Here is a 19,565-nt window from a genome sequence, read left to right as displayed (position 1 = left end):
TTCAAAAGTAGAGAAAAAGCGTTGACGGTTTTCCAGGGAAACCGTAATATTCGCCTCGTTCCGAAGGGAACGTTGTGGAGCGGTAGTTCAGTCGGTTAGAATACCTGCCTGTCACGCAGGGGGTCGCGGGTTCGAGTCCCGTCCGTTCCGCCACATTCAGAAAGCCTGAATCAGAAATGATTCAGGCTTTCGTCGTTTTACGGCTTATCTCATCTACGGCCTTAACTGCTTCCGAATGTGATGCTGCAATACTGCCAGCATGCAGGCGCCGGACAGACCAATCATCAGCGCACCGTTTACCGCCTCCAGCGGGCCGAGTAGCTTCCATTGCGGGCTCATCACAATATCGCCATAACCAAGCGTGGCAAAGTTCACCCCCGAGTGATAGACCGCCTCCAGTAGCGTGGTGAACTCGCCCAGCCACAAAAACAACGCGCCCCACAATAAAATTTGCAGCAGATTGCCGAGCAGAACGATGGTAATGATGCCAAACAGCGCCATGACGCCGGCTAAGGCTCCTTCTTTGTCATGAAAGCGTTTGATATAAAAGCGAATACACCAGACGGAAACCAGCGATTGCAGCAACATATTGCACAGAATCACCGGCATTCCCATGAGTAAAGGCAGTAGCATTGTTTTATTCTCCGAAAAGAGTTGGCTGGCTGCCCGTGCGCCAGCGCTCAAGCAGCGCCACGCAGGCCCAGGCGTAAAGGGCAATAGCGATGTATAACGCGCAGCGCATGGCGGATGCCATCCATACATCCTTACCTGACGCGCTATCCTGAATGGCCGGGCCGAAGAGGATCAGGCAAGTTATCCAGGCGTTGCTCCAGAATGAGGGCGTAAAGCGGCTGGTGGCGAGTCGGATCATCCGTCTGGCTACCCATAGACTTAGTAGCCCCAGCCAGAGCACCAGCATGAGTAGTGAAGGCCAGACGCTTAAGCCAAACCACATTCCCGCAGCCAGCAGAGCACCTATTAACGTTGAGAAAACCAGTTCGCGCCCGGACGCTTTCGCCGTCAGGGTATTGGCCTGCTGCGCCAGCATGACGGTTTTCATCACCGCAGGGATATAAAACGCTGGGTGGCTTAGTGCCAGCAGCCACACCGGCAGCACAATTGCAACGGCCCGCAGCGCCAGCGTATGGGATGTATGAGACGGTAGTGTCGTGCTGAGCGACGTCGGAGAGGCGGGAAAAAGCGCCAGCATCAGGTGATTCACCAGCGTGCCGAGAATAATGCCTAGCCCCATCATTTGCGCAATGCCGATAGCCAGCGACTGCTCAATCAGACCGGCGACGGGGATAATCGTGAGGGAGGCAATCAGAAGAGTAGCCTGAGGGCCTTTCCCCGCAAGCCCTATCAGCATTAACCGGTACAGCAGCAGCGCGGTGAGCAGCATCGCCGCTAACGGATAATGCGTCAGCAGCGGCACCATCAGTACCCCGCCTGTCATCATCACCGTCAGTATCAAGCCAACGATAGCCCCTTTTTGGATAGGCAGCGGTTTACCCTGACACAACACTATCCACGCCATAATGCAGCCGAGATGCGGCATGGGTAGCGCAATGCCGTAGCAGACCAGCGAGGCTAGCACGATCCCAAACCCTATCCTCAGCACGGCACGGTCGGCGTTATGCATCATGAACCTCAATAAAGATACGAGAAGAGGCTCATCAGGCGGATATACAGGCTGCCTAAGACATTCAGCAGGCTACTGCCGCTGGCGTAAACCAGCACATCGGCCTGGCCACCAACCCGCAGGCTATTCGGCGGTGGCGGGCTGTCTTTGCTGAAAGCAATCTTGACCGGAAAGCGCTGCGCCTGACGCAGCCAATCGCGGTTGTTGTCGACGCTGGGCAGTGCGCCTGCAGGTTGTGCCGGGGCTGCATTGATACCGTAGCCGATACTGCGAACCTCGCCTTTGAAGATATGTCCTGGCATGCTGTCGAGTAAAATGGCCACTTCATCGCCGGGCTGCACGTGACCGAGGTTGTTTTCCGTCATATCGGCGCTGATCCAGACATCGTTTATCGCAACCAGCGTCATTACGGGAGAACTCGCTGCAACAAATTTTCCAATTTCGGCCCGCAGATCGGTAATCAGACCACGGTTGCTGGCGACAATACGGGCATTCTTTCTGTCCAGTTCGGCTTTGTTGATAGCGGCGCGGGCGCTGAGCAGCTGCGAGTTGTTATCGCCGATCTCTCCGGCCGCTTCGGTTGCCCGTCGAACATCAGCGGCTGCCGCCGCCATTTGGCTACGCGCTGTTTCGCGACCGGCCTGGGCAATTTCAAGACGACGAACGGAGATAGTGCCGGGATCTTCCCGATACAGTCTCTCCTGGCGTTCGGCGTCTTTCGCCGCATTTTCATAAGCGGCCACCGAGGCCTGATAACCCGCTTTGGCGGCGGCGATAGTTTCACCGTTGGCTTTGACTGAACTTAATACCGTCTGGTAATCAGCGCGAGCCCGCGCCAGCGCCAGATCGTAAGGTTCAGGATCGAGATCGAAAAGCGGATCGCCAATAGCCACGCGCTGATTATCCCGAACATGAACCTGCTGGATCTGCCCGCTGATCTCGGCGGCGATGGGCACAATAAACGCCTGTACCCTGGCCTGCGAGGTATAAGGGGTAAAACGGTCGGCGAATAAATACCCGACGAGCAGAATCAGGATCAGTACTGCCATAACCGCAGTTCCACGACGGCTGGCTTGTCCGGGCGAAGGTGAGGGGGTCGTCATGGCGCGTAACCTTTCTGGATTTCGGTGGCGGAAGGGAGAGGGGTATCCAGCAGTGGAACCCAATCGTCGCGTTGGCGCAGATGTGCATCGGTTTCGCGGTCAACCAGCGGACGCTGACGACCGGGCTCCCAGCCGCCGCCCAGTGCTTTGTACAGGGTAATGAGGTCGCGCATCATCGCTCCTTGAGTGTTAACCAGTCTTTCCTGCTGGTTAAACAGCGCACGCTGCGAATCCAGAACGCGTTGAAAATCAGCCATGCCTTCGCGATATTGCGTATTGGCTATCTCCAGCGAGCGGCTCGCCGCTTTGCCGGTGTCGATAAGTAGGGTAATTTCTTCTTTGTCATTGGCATAAGCGATGGCGGAATCATCAACTTCGCGTGCGGCCTGGAATACGGTGTCGCGATAGCGTTCATGCAGCTGGAGAAAACGTGCGTCCTGAACCAGGACCTGGTTGCCAAGCCGTCCCTGATCCAATAGGTTCCAGCTAAATGTCGGCCCTGCTACCCACGACAGCGTACTACCACTGTTTCCGGTCTGAGCGCCGATCCCGACGCTACCTATCAGCGAAATGGACGGGTAAAGCTCGCTTTCCGCAACGCCAATCAGCGCTGACTGCGCGGCTAGCTGTCGTTCGGCGGTTCTGACGTCAGGACGACGGCGAAGCAGGTCTGCCGGTAGTTCAGTCACTAATGATAAATCTCCGCGAGGGATCACCCCGGTGTCTCCGGACATTTCTGGCAATGCCCCCGGTTTTCTGGCGAGCAAAACGCTTAAGGCGTTCTGACTCTGACGCAGGCTGGTTTCTAACTGCGGCAACGTAGAGAGTGTTGAAAGGTATTGGGTTTTCGCCTGTTGTACATCAAGCTCAGCGCTGTTTCCGCTCTGGAATAAGCGCTCGGTAATCTGCAGACTGCGTTTCTGAATGGCGGCGTTATTGCGGGTGATTGTCAACCGGGCTTCTAGCGTGCGGATATTGACGTACAGCAGCGCGACCTGGGCGGCCATCAACACCTGGATGTCGTCATACTGCGCCAGCACGGCGAAATAACTGGCGTCCGCTGATTCGACGCCGCGCTGAAATTTACCCCAGAAATCAATTTCCCAGCCAAGATTAAAACCCGCGCTGTAGCGGGTTGCCGAACTGCTACGGCCGTCATTAACCTGGCCTGAACGTACGACTTCACCGCTGCCAATAGTCGCCTGCGGTCCAAGCAGACTCTCCGCAATCCCAAGCTGGGCGCGGGATTCCAGCAGGCGTAGCCCGGCTATTTTTACATCCGGATTTTTCCGCAGCGCCTCATTAACCAGCATTGTCAGAGTGGGGTCGTGAAGCTGAGTCCACCATTGCGCGTAGGATGGCTGGGCCGAGCGAGATACGGCCTTCTGCGTAGCCGGTTGCCATTGCGCAAGTTCGGGCGTTTTTGGCGGAATATAATCCGGACCCAGCTTTGTACAAGCAGTCAGTACCAGGCTAGCGCCTCCCGCGAGCAGGAGACGCCACAGACTGCCGTCATTGAACATCGCTATCGCTCGGCGCATTAGCCAGGCCATCATTCACCCAGGCCATAAAGATGCGATAGCCGATGGAGAGCAGCGTCGCGCCGATAAACATGCCCAGAATACCGTTGGCCGCCATTCCGCCCAGTGCACCCAATAAAACCACCGGCATAGGGGCATCCACGCCACGACCCAGCATTAGCGGTTTAAGGACGTTATCGGCCATCCCGGCAATCAGCAACAGCACGGTAAAGAGAATATTCAGCCCCATTCCGTGTAAGTCCATACCCCACATAAGAGCGATCGCCGGTGCAGTAACCAAAATCACCGGGATCTGCGCGATCCCCAGAATCAGCGCCAGAATAAAGAAGACGCCTACCGCCGGGATACCGGCCACTACCATGATCACCCCAGCCAGCAGCGCCTGGATCAGCGCGACACCAATTACGCCTAACGCCACGGCGCGAATCGTACTGGTGCAGAGTTTTGCCAGGGCAATGCCTTTGCGCTCATCGGTAATGCGCATCGCAATACGCCTGGCGCTGTTTGCACCAGCCACGCCCCAGGCCATGATGATGCCGGCCACGATGAATGAGAAAACAAAACCCAATAACCCGCCGCCCATGCTGGCGAGAAAACCGAGTATTTGTTTGGCAATATCACCCAACTGGGTGCGATAAGTGCTGATAAATCCGGGGAGATCTACCGAGATTTTGAGCCATAGCGCGTACAGTTTCTCCCCGACGAGCGGGAGGGTGGCGATATTATCGGGAGGAGGGGGGATGACCAGATTATCATGACCAAATTTGCTGAGCAGGCCGCTGATGCTGTCACCCAGTGAGCTCACCATCATGACCGTCGGGGTGACGATAAGCAGAATTCCCAGCAATACCAACAGAGTAGACGCCCAGCCCTGCTTGTCGCCAAAACGAGCAGCGAAGCGTTGATGGAGAGGATAGAGCGTAACCGCCAGAATTATCGCCCACAGCATCATGTTCAGAAAGGGAGAGAAAACGGTAAAACAAAAAGAGGCTAATGCCAGAATAAGTCCAAACTTGATGAACATATCCATAAATCGGGCAACCAGCCTTTTTTCAACAATAATGAGATTATTATTTTCCATGAGCGTTGTTCCAGTTGATATTGCAAACACAACCATCCCGACCTGATGTTAAAAGCAAGCCAATAGAAAAAAGTCATCGTTGGATCTTATTAACTGCAACCGCTTATTGGTGTTGAATTTTATCCACTTTATGAGTGTAGAACAGAAAGCAGGCGTAATAAGTAAATATTAAAAGGCGGCAACACTCGTTTAATAAGCAAAATGATTAGCCTGGAAATAAATATCGAATCTCATTGAAATATAATGAGTAATAACGATGGGGTTTCTGGCCTGATTGAACATCAGGCCAGAACACGCGGAGATTAACCAAGTGCGAAAGGATCGGCATCCTGCCATGCGGGGAATTTCTCCCGATATTCTTGTAGTGCGGACAATGACAGTTCACCGTCAATACGCGTCGCCTGGTGCGCTTCGGCGGTCGCCAGGATCTCGCCTTGCGGAGAAATAATCCGGCTGTCGCCACGATAGTGATGACCATTACCGTCAGTGCCAACGCGGTTGCATCCGACAACGTAGGCCTGGTTTTCAATGGCACGTGCAGTCAACAGCGCCTGCCAGTGCAGCGAGCGCGGAGCAGGCCAGTTGGCGACGTACAGCGCCAGATCGTAGTCGTTGCGATTACGCGACCATACCGGGAAGCGCAGGTCATAGCACACCAGCGGCAGGATACGCCAGCCGCGCCAGGTCAGCACAATGCGCTTGTCGCCGGCCAGATAATGGTGGTGTTCGTCAGCCATGCGGAACAGATGGCGCTTATCATAGACATGCACGTGGCCTTCCGGTTCGACCAGCAGGAAACGGTTTACCGCCCCGCGTCCGGTGTGTAGCGCCGCGCTGCCGGCAATGAGGGCATTAGTCCGCAGCGCCTGCGTGCGCATCCAGGCAATCACGTCCTCTTCCGCCATCGACTGCTCGGCGGCTTCCATCGCAAAACCGGTGGTAAACATTTCCGGCAGGACAATCACATCACGCCCGACAATCTCTTCCATCAGGCGGCCAAAATGGCGCAGGTTGGCAGGGCCATCCATCCACACCAGCGGTTGCTGCAAAAGGGTAATTTTCAAACCAGGCACAGTGATTCGCTCCTTATGGCAGGGCATTAATCTAACTGTAACACCTTATCAGGAGGTGATAGTGCTGAGGACTGTTTGGATAAAAAAAAGCGGAGCCAGGCTCCGCTTTGAGGATAACGAGAAGATAACGTTACGCGGCTTCAACCTTGCGTACGTTGTCCGGCAGCTTTACCGGCTTGGTCGCCAGTTCGTCAGGAGCAAAGTCGTCAACGTTAATGCTGCGCAGACGGCTCTCTTCAGCTTTGATGAGAATGGCGGCCTCTGCCTGGTCAATCAACCCTTTTGCCAGCGCGTTATGCGCCAGTTCATCCAGGCGAGTGAATGGCAGGTTTTTGCCAATCTCTTTACAGATACGCTGGTGGATTGGGTCAGCGGCCATTACGTCAACCAGCGCTTCTTCCAGCAGCCCCACCGGGTTGTACTGGCTCGGTGTCAGGTACTGGCCGCGGCCAATACGGGAACGAGTCTCGCTTGGCGTTTGCAGAATTTTCGCTACGGCGTGATCCAGTTTATCGGACGGCGCAGAGTAATGGCGACCGGTCGGGAAGATAACCACGCGCATAACCCCTGCTACGAAGCGGTTCGGGAAGTTTTGCAGCAGATCGTCAATCGCCTGTTCTGCCTGATACAGCGCATCCTGCACGCCCCAGTGAACCAGCGGTAAATCTGCTTCATTACGACCTTCGTCGTCATAGCGTTTCAACACTGAAGACGCAAGATACAGCTGGCTCAACACATCGCCCAGACGCGCGGAGATACGTTCACGGCGTTTCAGGCTACCGCCCAGCACCGCCATCGATACGTCTGACAGCAGAGCCAGGTTGGCGCTCAGACGGTTCAGGTGCTGATAGTAACGCTTAGTGGCATCACGAGTTGGCGTTGGGCTGGTTAAGCCACGGGTGATCCCCAACCAGAAGCTGCGTACTTTGTTGCTACCAACGTGGCCGATGTGTTTAAACAGCAGCTTATCGAAGGCATTCACATCTTTATTCTGCGCTGCCGCCATCTCTTCCAGCACGTATGGATGGCAACGAATCGCCCCCTGACCAAAGATCATCATGCTACGGGTCAGGATGTTGGCCCCTTCCACGGTGATAGCAATCGGCGCGCCCTGATAAGCACGAGCCAGGAAGTTACCTTCACCGAGCATAATGCCTTTGCCGCCAGCGATATCCATGGCATCAACGATGGACTGCTGGCCGCGGTGGGTACAGTGGTACTTCACGATAGCCGACAGCACGGCAGGTTTTTCACCCAGCATAATGCCGTAGGTAATCAGCGTTGCCGCTGCGTCCATCACATAGGCGTTACCGGCGATGCGCGCCAATGGCTCTTCAATACCTTCCATCTTACCGATGGACACTTTGAACTGACGGCGAATGTGTGCGTAGGCACCGGTCGCCAGCGCCACGGATTTCACGCCGCCGGTGGAGTTGGATGGCAGGGTAATACCGCGACCGACGGACAGACATTCAACCAGCATACGCCAGCCCTGACCGGCCATTTTTGGTCCGCCAATGATGTAATCAATTGGCACGAAAATATCCTGACCACGGGTCGGCCCGTTCTGGAACGGAACGTTCAGTGGGAAGTGGCGACGGCCAATTTCCACGCCCGGGGTGTTAGTTGGGATCAGCGCACAGGTGATACCTAGCTCTTCTGCGCCGCCCAGCAGTTTGTCCGGGTCGGACAGTTTAAAGGCCAGACCGAGTACGGTGGCGATAGGCGCAAGGGTAATGTAACGCTTGTTCCAGGTCAGACGCATACCCAGAACCTGCTCACCCTGCCATTCGCCCATGCAGACAACGCCGGTATCTGGAATCGCGCCAGCATCAGAACCCGCTTCCGGGCTGGTCAGGGCGAAGCATGGAATTTCCAGACCACGTGCCAGACGCGGCAGATAATGATCTTTTTGTTCTTCAGTACCGTAGTGCTGCAGCAGTTCGCCCGGGCCTAAAGAGTTTGGTACGCCGACGGTGATAGCCAGAATGCCAGACACGCCGGAGAGTTTTTGCAGAACGCGAGCCTGGGCATAAGCCGAGAACTCCAGGCCGCCGTACTCTTTCTTAATGATCATCGCAAAGAAGCGGTGTTCTTTCAGATAGGCCCACAGTTCTGGCGGCAGATCGGCCATTTCGTGGGTGATCGCAAAGTCATTGGCCATGCGGCAGGCTTCTTCAACCGGGCCGTCAATAAAGGCCTGCTCTTCCGCCGTCAGCTGAGGACGCGGGTAGTTGTGCAGTTTTTTCCAGTCCGGGTTGCCGCGGAACAGATCGACTTCCCACCAGGTAGTACCGGCATCAATTGCTTCTTTTTCAGTACGTGACATCGGCGGCATCACTTTACTGAACATGCGGAACACCGGCGCGGAGATCAGCGACTTACGCATTGGCGTAAAGTTGAACGGCACCAGAATGATGGCCAGCGGCACCAGTAGCCACAGATTCCAAAGGCCGGATGCGCCAAGCGCGGCGGTCCAGGCCAGCAGAATCACGCTGCTGAGCGTTAAACTGACGCGGTGATAGAAGAGTACACCGAGTAAAGCAATGGTTAATACAACACTCAAAATCATCATAGAGAAATGCCCCGTCTTGTAGGAGGTCTGACCACTTGTGATGATATGGTTGTAGTTGATGTGATTTTAATTAGCAATGTGTTTACAAAATAATTACAACCTCGCTCACATTGTTGCCGCTTTTTAGCGCACCAAAAATCCAAACATCCGCTGAATAGAACGGCGCTCGCTTCTCTGCGCTAGCGCTATCCGTTACACTAGCGAGGACAATTTTATTAATGCTGAAGGATTATCCTCATGTACCAGGATCTTATTCGTAACGAACTGAATGAAGCGGCTGATACGCTGGCAAACTTCCTTAAAGACGAAGCCAATATCCACGCCATTCAGCGCGCAGCAGTCCTGCTGGCGGACAGCTTCAAAGCGGGCGGTAAAGTACTCTCCTGCGGTAACGGTGGTTCACACTGTGACGCGATGCACTTCGCGGAAGAACTGACGGGTCGCTATCGTGAAAACCGCCCGGGCTACCCGGCGATTGCGATCTCCGATGTCAGCCATCTCTCCTGCGTGAGTAATGATTTCGGTTATGAATATGTTTTCTCTCGCTACGTTGAATCCGTGGGTCGTGCGGGCGACGTTCTGCTGGGTATCTCCACTTCCGGTAACTCTGCAAACGTCATTAAAGCGATTGAAGCGGCGCGTGCGCAGGGCATGAAAGTGATTACCCTGACCGGTAAAGACGGCGGCAAAATGGCGGGTTCTGCGGATATCGAAATCCGTGTACCGCACTTTGGCTATGCTGACCGCGTGCAGGAAATTCACATTAAAGTTATCCATATCCTGATCATGCTTATCGAAAAAGAGATGGTTAAGGCATAAGTTTCACGGGGCTTCGGCCCCGATTGCTGTGGGGGTGTGATATGTGCGAATTGCTCGGGATGAGCGCCAATGTGCCAACCGATATTTGCTTCAGTTTTACCGGGTTGGTTCAGCGCGGTGGGGGCACTGGGCCGCATAAAGACGGCTGGGGAATTACCTTCTACGAAGGTAAAGGCTGTCGCACCTTTAAAGATCCGCAGCCTAGCTATCAATCACCCATCGCCAAGCTGGTGCAGGACTATCCGATAAAATCCTGCTCGGTGATCGCCCATATCCGTCAGGCCAACCGAGGCATGGTGGCGCTGGAGAATACCCATCCGTTTACCCGCGAGCTGTGGGGACGCAACTGGACCTATGCGCATAACGGCCAGCTCACCGGCTACAAATCGCTGGAGACGGGGCAGTTTCGTCCTGTCGGTGAAACGGACAGCGAGAAAGCCTTCTGCTGGCTGCTGCATAAACTGACGCAGCGCTACCCGCGCACGCCGGGCAATATGCAGGCGGTATTCAAATATATTGCGTCACTGGCCGATGAGTTACGTGAGAAGGGCGTATTCAATATGCTGTTGTCAGACGGTCGCTACGTGATGGCGTTCTGTTCTACAAACCTGTATTGGATAACCCGCCGCGCGCCGTTTGGTGTGGCAACGCTTCTGGATCAGGATGTCGAAATCGATTTTCAGAAGGAAACGACCGCCAACGATGTGGTGACGGTTATTGCCACCCAACCGCTGACGGGGAATGAAACCTGGCACAAGATTATGCCAGGCGAATGGCGTTTATTTTGCCTCGGTGAGCGTATAGTTTGACGCCAGCTGCGGCTGAACCACTTCGTGGCTGAGCGGTTTGCTCACCACATAACGACCATCGACAACCGAAACCATCGGCGGTCGGTGGGTCTGCTGGAAGTAGTCGTAGCCCGGCTTTAATTGCTGCCAGAAATCATGGTAGTAAGAGTATTTGTGACGCTGCATGTTGGCATCTGTCATGCGGAATGGATAGATGCTGACCTGCACGCCAGACTGCCCGAAGACCAGTGCGGCGGTCACAAACTGGAAAATCTCATCAATGCCGGTGTCGGTCATGGCATAACAGCCAATCGATACGCAGGCACCGTGAATCATCAGATACTTCCCTTCATAGCCGTGAGCGCGGTCGTAGGCGTTCGGGAAACCGATATTAATCGCTTTATAGAAGCGGCTATCGGGTTTCAGCTGGCTACGCTGTACCGAGTAAAAGCCTTCCGGGCTTTTGAAGTCGCCCTGGCGCTGTTTTGGCCCCAGACCACCGGAGTAGTTGCAGATTTTATAGCTATCAAGGAGCTGGTAGGTTTCGCCCATTTTGACGAAAAGATCGAGCGTGCGCTCTTCTTTGAAGATCTGGATATAAACCGGAGAGCCCATCATTTGCTGCTTATATTCTTTGCTAACGGGCGTCGTCGGACTATTGCTGCTCATTAACCCAGCAAACGAAACGCACGGCATTAAAAGCATCGCAATAAATAATGCGATTTTGCGCATACTACATGTTCCTTGATAAAAAATAACAACACGCCAGGAGAGGCCATAGAGAGAAAAAGCAGATAAATCTGTTTTTTGTGCGCTCACCTTAGCACCACCGCATTTTTTCGCAAGAGGAGCGGTTGGCGTTTACAATTTCCTATTGCATTCCCGCGAGAACCCGGTGCGTTGTGCTGCGAGCGAGTGCATTTGCTCTCGTCACAAAGTGTGTAGGATAAGTTGATGATTCACCAGCTATCCAGGTCTGAATCAACGGAACTTTGCGTATTAGCTCGCAATTTAATGGGCTGAAAAGCAGAACTACTGCATCGCGGGAGGAGAAAATGGTAAACTTTAGTTACGTAATCATTCGGCCAGATAATGGAATGTTCGGATGATTCACGGAGTAACTCTCAATACAGTGTAAGAAAGGATGCTTCAATCCCTCGTTTTACCCAATCCTGGGATGCCATTGGGTTTCCGGTGTAATTCCTTTCTTTTGTCTCGTTAACCAAAACGCTGGCCTCAACGCTTTGTTGACGTCGTCGTTAACGGATACCTGCGAACAGTATGATTAAAATAACGAAAGGCCTTGATTTGCCTATTGCCGGCCTGCCCGATCAACAACGTATTGATGATGTCATGGTGAGCCGAGTGGCGGTCATGGGTGAAGAATATGTGGGGCTACGCCCTTCCATGGCGGTAAAAGAGGGCGACCGGGTCATTAAAGGGCAACTGCTTTTTGAAGATAAAAAAATTCCCGGCGTGCGCTTTACCTCCCCGGCCTGTGGCACGGTGAGTGCAATACATCGCGGTGAGCGGCGGGTGCTGCAATCGGTAGTGATTGATATCGACGGCGATGAATCCGTGGCGTTTGCACACTATGCTGCCGATGCGCTGGCGACCCTGCCGCGTGATGTGGTGGCCTCGCAGCTGATTGAGTCTGGCCTGTGGACGGCGATGCGTACGCGTCCTTTCAGCAAAACACCGACACCGGGTACGGAGCCTGCGGCGATTTTCGTCACCGCAATGGACACCAATCCGCTGGCAGCCGATCCGCAGCCGATTATCCTTGCTCAGCGTGAAGCCTTTAATGCCGGTTTAACCCTGTTGACGCGCCTGACCGACGGTAAAGTCCACGTCTGCCAGAGCAGCGGTGGCAAGCTGGGCGGTCATCCGCAGGGGCAGGTGACGTTTAACCAATTCACCGGCCCGCACCCGGCTGGATTAGTCGGCACGCATATTCACTTTCTGGAACCGGTCAGTCTGAATAAACAGGTCTGGCACCTCAACTACCAGGATGTTATCGCCATCGGCAAACTGTTCCTCGACGGTGTGTTATGGACTGAACGGGTGATTGCGCTCGGTGGCCCACAGGTGAAACACCCGCGCCTGGTGCGAATCTGTCTGGGCGCAGATCTTAACGCGCTGCTGGTGGACGAACTGCATGAGGGTGAAAATCGCGTACTCTCCGGCTCCGTTCTGAACGGCACTCACGCCATTGGACCGCATGCGTTCCTGGGGCGCTTCCATCTGCAGGTCAGCGTGCTTAAAGAAGGGCGCGAAAAAGAGCTGCTCGGCTGGGTTGCACCGGGCCGGGATAAGTTCTCTATTACGCGCACCACGCTGGGCCATTTCCTGAAGAACAAACTTTTCAACTTCTCGACGGATACCCACGGTGGCGAACGTGCGATGGTGCCGATTGGCAGCTACGAGCGGGTGATGCCGCTGGATATTCTGCCTACCGTACTGCTGCGCGACCTGCTGGCAGGCGACACCGACAGCGCTCAGGCGTTGGGCTGCCTGGAGCTGGACGAAGAAGATTTGGCGCTGTGCACCTACGTCTGTCCAGGAAAATACGAATACGGTCCGGTGTTACGCCGCGTATTAACGCAAATTGAGCAGGAAGGCTAAGTGATGGGCTTAAAACAGCTACTGGAAAAAGTTGAGCCGCACTTTACGCAGGGCGGCAAGCTGGAAAAATACTACCCGCTGTTTGAAGCGACGGCGACGTTGCTCTACACGCCGGGCCATGTGACGAAAGGTGCGGCGCACGTCCGTGACGCTATCGACCTTAAACGCATGATGATCCTCGTCTGGTTCGCCGTGTTCCCGGCGATGTTCTGGGGCATGTATAACGTAGGGCTGCAAACCATTCCTGCGCTGCACAAACTGTACGGCGCGGAACAGCTCCAGCAGGTGATTACAGGCAACTGGCACTATAGTTTGGCGCAGGCGCTGGGCGTGAGTTTTGCTCCTGACGCCGGTTGGATCAGCATGATGATGCTGGGCGCGGTGTTCTTCGTCCCTATCTACGCGACCGTATTCCTGGTCGGTGGCTTCTGGGAAGTCCTGTTTTCCATCGTACGCAAACACGAGATAAACGAAGGCTTCTTTGTCACTTCGATTCTTTTCGCGCTGATTGTCCCTCCGACGATGCCGCTGTGGCAGGCGGCGTTGGGCATCTCCTTCGGCGTGGTGATTGCAAAAGAGATCTTCGGCGGAACCGGGCGCAACTTCCTTAACCCAGCACTGGCGGGGCGTGCGTTCCTGTTCTTCGCCTACCCGGCGCAAATCTCCGGCGATCTGGTCTGGACGGCAGCCGACGGATTCTCCGGCGCGACGCCGCTTTCTCAATGGTCAAGTCATGGCGGCGAGTCGCTGGTGAACGTGGTCTCTGGCCAGCCAATAAGCTGGATGGACGCTTTTATCGGCAATATTCCCGGTTCAATTGGCGAAGTCTCTACCTTGATGATTCTGCTTGGCGGGGCGTTGATTATCTTTGGCCGCGTCGCTTCCTGGCGCATTGTGGCGGGAGTGATGGCAGGCATGATGGTCTGCGCGACGCTCTTCAATCTGATTGGCTCTGATACCAACCCGATGTTCGCTATGCCGTGGTACTGGCATCTGGTGCTGGGTGGTTTTGCTTTCGGCATGATGTTTATGGCCACCGACCCGGTTTCCGCCTCGTTTACGGATAAAGGGAAGTGGTGCTACGGCGCGTTGATTGGCGTGATGTGCGTGCTGATTCGCGTGGTAAACCCAGCCTATCCAGAAGGGATGATGTTGGCGATTCTGTTCGCCAACCTGTTTGCGCCGCTGTTTGATTACCTGGTGGTGCAGGCCAATATTAAGCGGAGGAAGTCGCGTGGCTGAAATCAAAAGTAACGATAGCATCGGCAAAACGCTGCTGGTGGTGCTGGTGCTTTGCCTGGTCTGCTCCATCGTGGTGGCGGGCTCCGCCGTTGGGCTCAAACCCCTCCAGCAGGAACAGCGCGCGCTGGATAAACAGCGCAACATTCTCGCCGTTGCCGGTTTGATGCAAGACAACATGTCTGCCGAAGAGGTTGCGGAAATTTATGCCGCACGCGTGACGCCACGTCTGGTGGATTTAAAAAGCGGCGCGATGCTGGACAGCGACCCGGCGAAATTTAATCAGAGCCTGGCGTTAAAAGATCCTCAACAGAGCGTGGCGCTTGAAGCCAATCAGGATCCTGCGGGTATCAAACGCCGCAGCAACGTGGTGGAAATCTACCTGATCAAAGACGAGCAGCAGAAAACTCAGGAAATCGTTCTGCCGGTATACGGCAACGGCCTGTGGTCGATGATGTACGCCTTTGTGGCGCTGGATACTGACGGCCGTACCATCAAAGGCATTACTTATTACGACCAGGGGGAAACCCCAGGGCTGGGCGGCGAAATCGAAAATCCGAACTGGCGCGCGCAGTTTATCGGTAAACGGGTGGTGGATGACAATGGTCAACCGGCGCTGAGAGTGATGAAAGGCGCGGCACCGCAGGGCGATCTGTACGCAGTGGATGGTTTATCCGGCGCGACGCTGACCGCCAACGGCGTGCAGCACAGTTTCAATTTCTGGATGGGTGAAATGGGCTTTGGCCCGTTCCTGAAGCAGGTGCGTGAAGAAGGGCTGAATCATGGCTGAGCAAGGCGATATGAAAGAGATGAAGCGCGTGCTGGTTGGCCCGCTAATCGCCAACAACCCGATTGCGCTACAGGTGCTCGGCGTCTGTTCGGCGCTGGCGGTCACCACCAAGCTTGAAACGGCCTTCGTGATGACTATCGCGGTTACGCTGGTGACAGCGTTTTCCAGCATGTTTATCTCGATGATACGCCACCACATTCCGAACAGCGTGCGTATTATCGTGCAAATGGCAATCATCGCCTCGCTGGTTATCGTGGTGGATCAGCTGCTGCGGGCGTTCGCCTATGAAACCTCTAAACAGCTGTCGGTGTTCGTTGGGCTTATCATCACCAACTGTATCGTGATGGGGCGCGCGGAAGCGTATGCCATGAAGTCACCGCCGCTGGCGAGCTTTATGGACGGTATCGGCAACGGCCTGGGCTATGGCGCCATTCTGCTGATTGTCGGCTTCCTGCGTGAACTTATCGGCAGCGGAAAACTGTTTGGTATTACAGTGCTGGAGACCGTCAAGAACGGCGGCTGGTATCAGCCAAACGGCCTGTTCCTGCTCGCGCCAAGCGCATTTTTCATTATCGGTTTGCTGATCTGGGCGCTGCGTAGCTGGAAGCCGGAACAGCAGGAAAAGGAGTAACCGATTATGGCTCATTACATTAGCCTGTTTGTTCGCGCGGTGTTTGTTGAAAATATGGCGCTGGCGTTCTTCCTGGGGATGTGTACTTTCCTCGCGGTATCGAAGAAAGTCTCGACCGCTTTTGGCCTTGGCGTGGCGGTAACCGTCGTGCTGGGGCTGGCTGTACCCATTAACAACCTGGTCTATAACCTGGTGCTGCGCGATGGCGCACTGGCGGAAGGCGTTGACCTCAGCTTCCTCAACTTCATCACCTTTATTGGGGTGATTGCGGCGCTGGTGCAAATCCTCGAAATGATCCTCGATAAGTACTTCCCGTCGCTGTATACCGCGCTGGGTATCTTCCTGCCGTTGATTGCCGTGAACTGTGCCATCTTCGGCGGCGTTTCGTTCATGGTGCAGCGCGACTACAACTTCAGTGAATCTATCGTTTACGGCTTTGGTTCCGGGATCGGCTGGATGCTGGCGATTGTCGCCATGGCCGGGATCCGCGAAAAAATGAAGTACTCAAATGTGCCCGCGGGACTGCGTGGCTTAGGGATCACCTTTATCACCACGGGATTAATGGCATTAGGCTTTATGTCATTCTCCGGTGTGCAGCTATAAGGGCCGCTAATGATGGAAATTTTACTGGGCGTAGTGATGTTTACGCTGATCGTACTGGTGCTGTCGCTGCTGATTTTGTTCGCCAAATCAAAGCTGGTCAATGCCGGTGACGTGGTTATTGAAATCAACAATGAAGCGGACAAGCAGATCAAAACCCCGGCGGGTGACAAGCTGCTGAATACGCTGTCCAGCAACGGCATTTTTATCTCCTCTGCCTGCGGTGGCGGTGGTTCCTGCGGTCAGTGCCGGGTGACGGTGAAAGAGGGCGGCGGCGATATTCTGCCGACCGAGCTTTCACATATCACCAAACGCGAGGCGAAAGAGGGCTGTCGCCTGGCCTGTCAGGTTGCCGTGCGCCAGGACATGAAAATCGAACTGCCGGACGAAGTGTTTGGCGTTAAAAAATGGGAATGCGAAGTTATCTCTAACGATAACAAAGCCACCTTCATTAAAGAGCTTAAGCTGGCGATCCCTGCCGGTGAAAATGTGCCGTTCCGCGCCGGTGGCTATATTCAGATTGAATGCCCGCCGCATAAAGTGGCCTACGCCGACTTCGACGTGCCGGATGAGTATCGTGGTGACTGGGATAAATTTAATCTCTTCCGCTACGTCTCCGACGTCAAAGAGCCTACGCTTCGCGCTTACTCGATGGCGAACTACCCAGAAGAGAAGGGTATTATTATGCTCAACGTGCGTATCGCCACGCCGCCGCCGTCCGCACCTGAGGCACCTCCGGGGATTATGTCTTCCTACATCTGGTCGCTGAAAGCGGGTGATAAGGTGACGATCTCGGGGCCATTTGGGGAGTTCTTTGCCAAAGAAACCGAGGCGGAAATGGTCTTTATCGGCGGTGGGGCCGGGATGGCGCCGATGCGTTCGCATATTTTCGACCAGCTTAAGCGTCTGCACAGCACGCGTAAAATCAGCTTCTGGTACGGTGCGCGCTCGCTGCGTGAAATGTTCTATGCTGAAGAATTTGAGCAACTCGCGCGGGAAAATCCGAACTTTAGCTTCAATATTGCGCTCTCCGATGCGCTGCCGGAAGATAACTGGACGGGCTACACGGGCTTTATTCATAACGTTCTGTACGAGAACTATCTGCGTGACCACCCGGCACCGGAAGACTGCGAGTTCTACATGTGTGGGCCGCCGATGATGAACGCCGCGGTGATTAAAATGCTCAAAGACCTGGGCGTCGAGGATGAAAACATCATGCTCGACGACTTTGGAGGCTGATGATGCTAACGGTGTTTCTGGCGACATTCGCCATTTTTATCCTGGTGGTGTTTGGAATGTCGCTGGGCTATCTGGTGAAGCGAAAAACGCTGCAGGGTAGCTGCGGTGGCATCTCGTCGCTGGGGCTGGAAAAAGTCTGCGACTGCCCTGAACCCTGCGATGCGCGTAAGAAACGTATGGCGCGTGAGGCACAGCGGCAACAAAACCGCATCCTGTAGTTTTCTCTATCGCCCGGTGCCGCCGGGCGATTCTGCACTCTTCTCATTTGCTAAAGTCATGCTGTATACTTATCCAGTGGTAAGTGAGGGCTAACGATGCGCAAAATAATCCATATTGATATGGACTGCTTCTTCGCGGCGGTTGAAATGCGTGACAATCCGGCGCTGCGCGATATTCCTATCGCCATCGGCGGCAGTCGGGTACAGCGCGGGGTTATCAGCACGGCGAACTATCCGGCGCGCAAATTTGGCGTGCGTAGCGCCATGCCTACCGGAATGGCGCTGAAGCTCTGTCCGCACCTCACGTTACTGCCGGGACGCTTTGAAGCCTATCGCGAAGCCTCTCATCACATCCGTGAAATTTTCTCCCGCTACACTTCGCTGATTGAACCGCTGTCGCTGGATGAAGCCTATCTTGACGTGAGCGACAGCCCGCACTGCCACGGTTCGGCGACGTTAATGGCCCAGGAAATCCGTCAGACCATATTTAAAGAGCTGGCCCTCACCGCTTCGGCGGGCGTGGCGCCGGTGAAGTTTCTCGCCAAAATTGCCTCCGATCTCAACAAACCCGACGGCCAGTTTGTCCTGACTCCGGCTGAAGTCCCGGCATTTCTCAAAAACCTGCCGCTGAGCAAAATCCCCGGCGTGGGCAAGGTGTCGGCGGCGAAGCTCGAAAGCATGGGGCTGCGTACCTGTGAAGATGTGCAGAATAGCGATTTAGCGATGCTGTTAAAGCGTTTTGGCAAGTTTGGCCGGATCCTCTGGGAGCGCAGTCAGGGGATCGATGAGCGGGAGATCCACAACGACAGGCAGCGTAAATCGATAGGCGTAGAACGGACGCTGGAAGAAGACATTCATGAGTGGTCCGATTGCGAGGCCATTATCGAACGGCTCTACCCTGAACTGGAACGTCGGCTGGCGAAGGTCAAACCGGACCTGCTGATCGCGCGTCAGGGCGTGAAACTGAAATTTAATGACTTTCAGCTCACCACCCAGGAACATGTCTGGCCGAAGCTAAACAAAGACGATCTCATCGCCACGGCGCAAAAATCCTGGCATGAGCGGCGCGCAGGGCGCGGAGTACGGCTTGTTGGCCTGCATGTTACGCTGCTGGATCCACAGCTGGAACGGCAGCTTCTGTTAGGGATTTAACCATGGTTATTCGTCCGTATCGTGAAAGTGATCTCTCTGCGTTGTGCCAGATTTTCCTGTGTGCAGTACGGGAAACCGCGAGTCAGCATTACTCGGCATCGCAGATTGAGGCCTGGGCTCAGGTTGATGAAGCGCGCTGGCGGCAAAAACTGGCTAGCTCACGTGTGCTGGTGGCTACTGTAGACCAGTGCCCAGTCGGTTTCGTTACCGCGATAGGCACGTATATCGATCTGCTTTTTGTGGATCCTGGACATTCGCGGCAGGGCATTGCCAGCGCTTTGTTGCAGGAACTGTTTACCCAGACTCCAGCGGGGACGATCACGGTAGAAGCAAGCTTGACGGCGAAAGTGTGTTTTGAGCGGCTGGGTTTTCGGGTAATAGCGGAACAAGAAGTTGAAGCGCGCGGGGAGCGGTTTATGAATTATCGGATGGAAAAAGCCAGGTAGTGG

Annotated in this window: 19 protein-coding genes and 1 tRNA gene; 12 read left to right on the top strand and 8 right to left on the bottom strand. The window is 54.8% G+C overall.

Translation table 11 applies throughout. The features are described 5' to 3' along the window. The first annotated feature begins 76 nt into the window (after positions 1–76). Positions 77–153: transfer RNA gene (locus ABOC97_RS21615), tRNA-Asp, on the top strand. A 60-nt stretch (positions 154–213) separates the two neighbouring features. Here the strand turns inward: ABOC97_RS21615 and ABOC97_RS21610 are convergent. The 7 genes from ABOC97_RS21610 to fadE form a co-directional block, all read right to left on the bottom strand. After that, positions 214–633, bottom strand: a complete 420-nt coding sequence (locus ABOC97_RS21610) for an ion channel (protein ID WP_234504503.1) — start codon at positions 631–633, stop codon at positions 214–216. Between the two features lie 4 nt (positions 634–637). Further along, positions 638–1,645, bottom strand: a complete 1,008-nt coding sequence (locus tag ABOC97_RS21605) for a DUF2955 domain-containing protein (protein ID WP_349601646.1) — start codon at positions 1,643–1,645, stop codon at positions 638–640. A 5-nt stretch (positions 1,646–1,650) separates the two neighbouring features. Beyond that, complete coding sequence (locus ABOC97_RS21600) at positions 1,651–2,691, bottom strand: HlyD family secretion protein (protein WP_349601644.1); 1,041 nt, start codon at positions 2,689–2,691, stop codon at positions 1,651–1,653. Between the two features lie 50 nt (positions 2,692–2,741). Continuing rightward, a complete protein-coding gene (locus ABOC97_RS21595) occupies positions 2,742–4,301 on the bottom strand; it encodes a TolC family protein (protein WP_349601643.1) in 1,560 nt (519 codons plus the stop codon). Then, positions 4,258–5,367, bottom strand: coding sequence for an AI-2E family transporter (locus ABOC97_RS21590; protein WP_349601641.1), 1,110 nt, complete (start codon positions 5,365–5,367; stop codon positions 4,258–4,260). The genes ABOC97_RS21595 and ABOC97_RS21590 overlap by 44 nt, the downstream gene beginning before the upstream one ends. A gap of 302 nt (positions 5,368–5,669) precedes the next feature. Then, positions 5,670–6,440: an amidohydrolase gene (locus ABOC97_RS21585; protein ID WP_349601639.1), complete on the bottom strand. Its 771-nt coding sequence runs from the start codon at positions 6,438–6,440 to the stop codon at positions 5,670–5,672. Positions 6,441–6,570: 130 nt separating this feature from the next. Next, the gene (gene fadE / locus ABOC97_RS21580; protein WP_349601637.1) at positions 6,571–9,015 is read right to left on the bottom strand and encodes an acyl-CoA dehydrogenase FadE; all 2,445 of its coding nucleotides are present in this window, start codon (positions 9,013–9,015) and stop codon (positions 6,571–6,573) included. A 237-nt stretch (positions 9,016–9,252) separates the two neighbouring features. Here fadE and lpcA point away from each other — a divergent pair, with 237 nt between their 5' ends. Both lpcA and ABOC97_RS21570 read left to right on the top strand, forming a co-directional pair. Beyond that, positions 9,253–9,834, top strand: a complete 582-nt coding sequence (gene lpcA / locus ABOC97_RS21575; protein ID WP_035894459.1) for a D-sedoheptulose 7-phosphate isomerase — start codon at positions 9,253–9,255, stop codon at positions 9,832–9,834. Positions 9,835–9,875: 41 nt separating this feature from the next. Then, positions 9,876–10,643 (top strand): class II glutamine amidotransferase, encoded by a 768-nt coding sequence (locus ABOC97_RS21570; protein ID WP_234504521.1) that lies wholly within the window; start codon positions 9,876–9,878, stop codon positions 10,641–10,643. On the opposite strand, the gene dpaA is transcribed toward ABOC97_RS21570, so the two are convergent. Next, positions 10,614–11,354, bottom strand: coding sequence for a peptidoglycan meso-diaminopimelic acid protein amidase (gene dpaA, locus ABOC97_RS21565; RefSeq protein ID WP_349601634.1), 741 nt, complete (start codon positions 11,352–11,354; stop codon positions 10,614–10,616). The genes ABOC97_RS21570 and dpaA overlap by 30 nt on opposite strands. A 549-nt stretch (positions 11,355–11,903) precedes the next feature. On the opposite strand from dpaA, the gene ABOC97_RS21560 reads away from it, so the two are divergent. The 9 genes from ABOC97_RS21560 to ABOC97_RS21520 all read left to right on the top strand — a co-directional run bounded on the left by ABOC97_RS21560 (position 11,904) and on the right by ABOC97_RS21520 (position 19,562). Continuing rightward, the gene (locus ABOC97_RS21560) at positions 11,904–13,247 is read left to right on the top strand and encodes a Na(+)-translocating NADH-quinone reductase subunit A (protein WP_349601632.1); all 1,344 of its coding nucleotides are present in this window, start codon (positions 11,904–11,906) and stop codon (positions 13,245–13,247) included. Between the two features lie 3 nt (positions 13,248–13,250). Next, complete coding sequence (locus tag ABOC97_RS21555) at positions 13,251–14,489, top strand: NADH:ubiquinone reductase (Na(+)-transporting) subunit B (RefSeq protein ID WP_349601666.1); 1,239 nt, start codon at positions 13,251–13,253, stop codon at positions 14,487–14,489. Beyond that, positions 14,482–15,276, top strand: a complete 795-nt coding sequence (locus tag ABOC97_RS21550) for a Na(+)-translocating NADH-quinone reductase subunit C (RefSeq protein WP_349601630.1) — start codon at positions 14,482–14,484, stop codon at positions 15,274–15,276. Before ABOC97_RS21555 ends, ABOC97_RS21550 begins: the two co-directional genes overlap by 8 nt. Further along, positions 15,269–15,907 (top strand): NADH:ubiquinone reductase (Na(+)-transporting) subunit D, encoded by a 639-nt coding sequence (locus tag ABOC97_RS21545; protein ID WP_349601628.1) that lies wholly within the window; start codon positions 15,269–15,271, stop codon positions 15,905–15,907. The genes ABOC97_RS21550 and ABOC97_RS21545 overlap by 8 nt, the downstream gene beginning before the upstream one ends. Positions 15,908–15,913: 6 nt before the next feature. Further along, on the top strand, positions 15,914–16,510 hold the full coding sequence (gene nqrE, locus ABOC97_RS21540) for an NADH:ubiquinone reductase (Na(+)-transporting) subunit E (RefSeq protein ID WP_052284364.1): 597 nt from the start codon (positions 15,914–15,916) through the stop codon (positions 16,508–16,510). Positions 16,511–16,522: 12 nt separating this feature from the next. Next, entirely contained in the window at positions 16,523–17,746 is a 1,224-nt protein-coding gene (gene nqrF / locus ABOC97_RS21535) for an NADH:ubiquinone reductase (Na(+)-transporting) subunit F (RefSeq protein ID WP_234504581.1), read from the top strand. Between the two features lie 2 nt (positions 17,747–17,748). Beyond that, the gene (gene nqrM, locus ABOC97_RS21530; protein WP_349601664.1) at positions 17,749–17,964 is read left to right on the top strand and encodes a (Na+)-NQR maturation NqrM; all 216 of its coding nucleotides are present in this window, start codon (positions 17,749–17,751) and stop codon (positions 17,962–17,964) included. 96 nt (positions 17,965–18,060) lie between these two features. Next, a complete protein-coding gene (gene dinB / locus ABOC97_RS21525; protein ID WP_349601626.1) occupies positions 18,061–19,116 on the top strand; it encodes a DNA polymerase IV in 1,056 nt (351 codons plus the stop codon). A gap of 2 nt (positions 19,117–19,118) precedes the next feature. Then, the gene (locus ABOC97_RS21520) at positions 19,119–19,562 is read left to right on the top strand and encodes a GNAT family N-acetyltransferase (protein WP_349601624.1); all 444 of its coding nucleotides are present in this window, start codon (positions 19,119–19,121) and stop codon (positions 19,560–19,562) included. The last annotated feature ends 3 nt before the right edge of the window (positions 19,563–19,565 follow it).

It is taken from the genome of Kluyvera huaxiensis (assembly GCF_040149365.1).
Classification (GTDB): domain Bacteria; phylum Pseudomonadota; class Gammaproteobacteria; order Enterobacterales; family Enterobacteriaceae; genus Kluyvera; species Kluyvera intermedia_A.
The sequence above is the reverse complement of the archived record's forward strand: the minus strand, read 5'-3'. Positions and strand labels throughout refer to the sequence as shown.

Coding starts and splice junctions, on each gene's coding strand:
- ABOC97_RS21610 (WP_234504503.1), bottom strand. CDS start 633: ATGCTACTGCCTTTACTCATGGGAATGCCGGTGATTCTGTGCAATATG.
- ABOC97_RS21605 (WP_349601646.1), bottom strand. CDS start 1,645: ATGATGCATAACGCCGACCGTGCCGTGCTGAGGATAGGGTTTGGGATC.
- ABOC97_RS21600 (WP_349601644.1), bottom strand. CDS start 2,691: ATGGCAGTACTGATCCTGATTCTGCTCGTCGGGTATTTATTCGCCGAC.
- ABOC97_RS21595 (WP_349601643.1), bottom strand. CDS start 4,301: ATGATGGCCTGGCTAATGCGCCGAGCGATAGCGATGTTCAATGACGGC.
- ABOC97_RS21590 (WP_349601641.1), bottom strand. CDS start 5,367: ATGGAAAATAATAATCTCATTATTGTTGAAAAAAGGCTGGTTGCCCGA.
- fadE (WP_349601637.1), bottom strand. CDS start 9,015: ATGATGATTTTGAGTGTTGTATTAACCATTGCTTTACTCGGTGTACTC.
- lpcA (WP_035894459.1), top strand. CDS start 9,253: ATGTACCAGGATCTTATTCGTAACGAACTGAATGAAGCGGCTGATACG.
- ABOC97_RS21570 (WP_234504521.1), top strand. CDS start 9,876: ATGTGCGAATTGCTCGGGATGAGCGCCAATGTGCCAACCGATATTTGC.
- dpaA (WP_349601634.1), bottom strand. CDS start 11,354: ATGCGCAAAATCGCATTATTTATTGCGATGCTTTTAATGCCGTGCGTT.
- ABOC97_RS21560 (WP_349601632.1), top strand. CDS start 11,904: ATGATTAAAATAACGAAAGGCCTTGATTTGCCTATTGCCGGCCTGCCC.
- ABOC97_RS21555 (WP_349601666.1), top strand. CDS start 13,251: ATGGGCTTAAAACAGCTACTGGAAAAAGTTGAGCCGCACTTTACGCAG.
- ABOC97_RS21545 (WP_349601628.1), top strand. CDS start 15,269: ATGGCTGAGCAAGGCGATATGAAAGAGATGAAGCGCGTGCTGGTTGGC.
- nqrE (WP_052284364.1), top strand. CDS start 15,914: ATGGCTCATTACATTAGCCTGTTTGTTCGCGCGGTGTTTGTTGAAAAT.
- nqrF (WP_234504581.1), top strand. CDS start 16,523: ATGGAAATTTTACTGGGCGTAGTGATGTTTACGCTGATCGTACTGGTG.
- nqrM (WP_349601664.1), top strand. CDS start 17,749: ATGCTAACGGTGTTTCTGGCGACATTCGCCATTTTTATCCTGGTGGTG.
- dinB (WP_349601626.1), top strand. CDS start 18,061: ATGCGCAAAATAATCCATATTGATATGGACTGCTTCTTCGCGGCGGTT.
- ABOC97_RS21520 (WP_349601624.1), top strand. CDS start 19,119: ATGGTTATTCGTCCGTATCGTGAAAGTGATCTCTCTGCGTTGTGCCAG.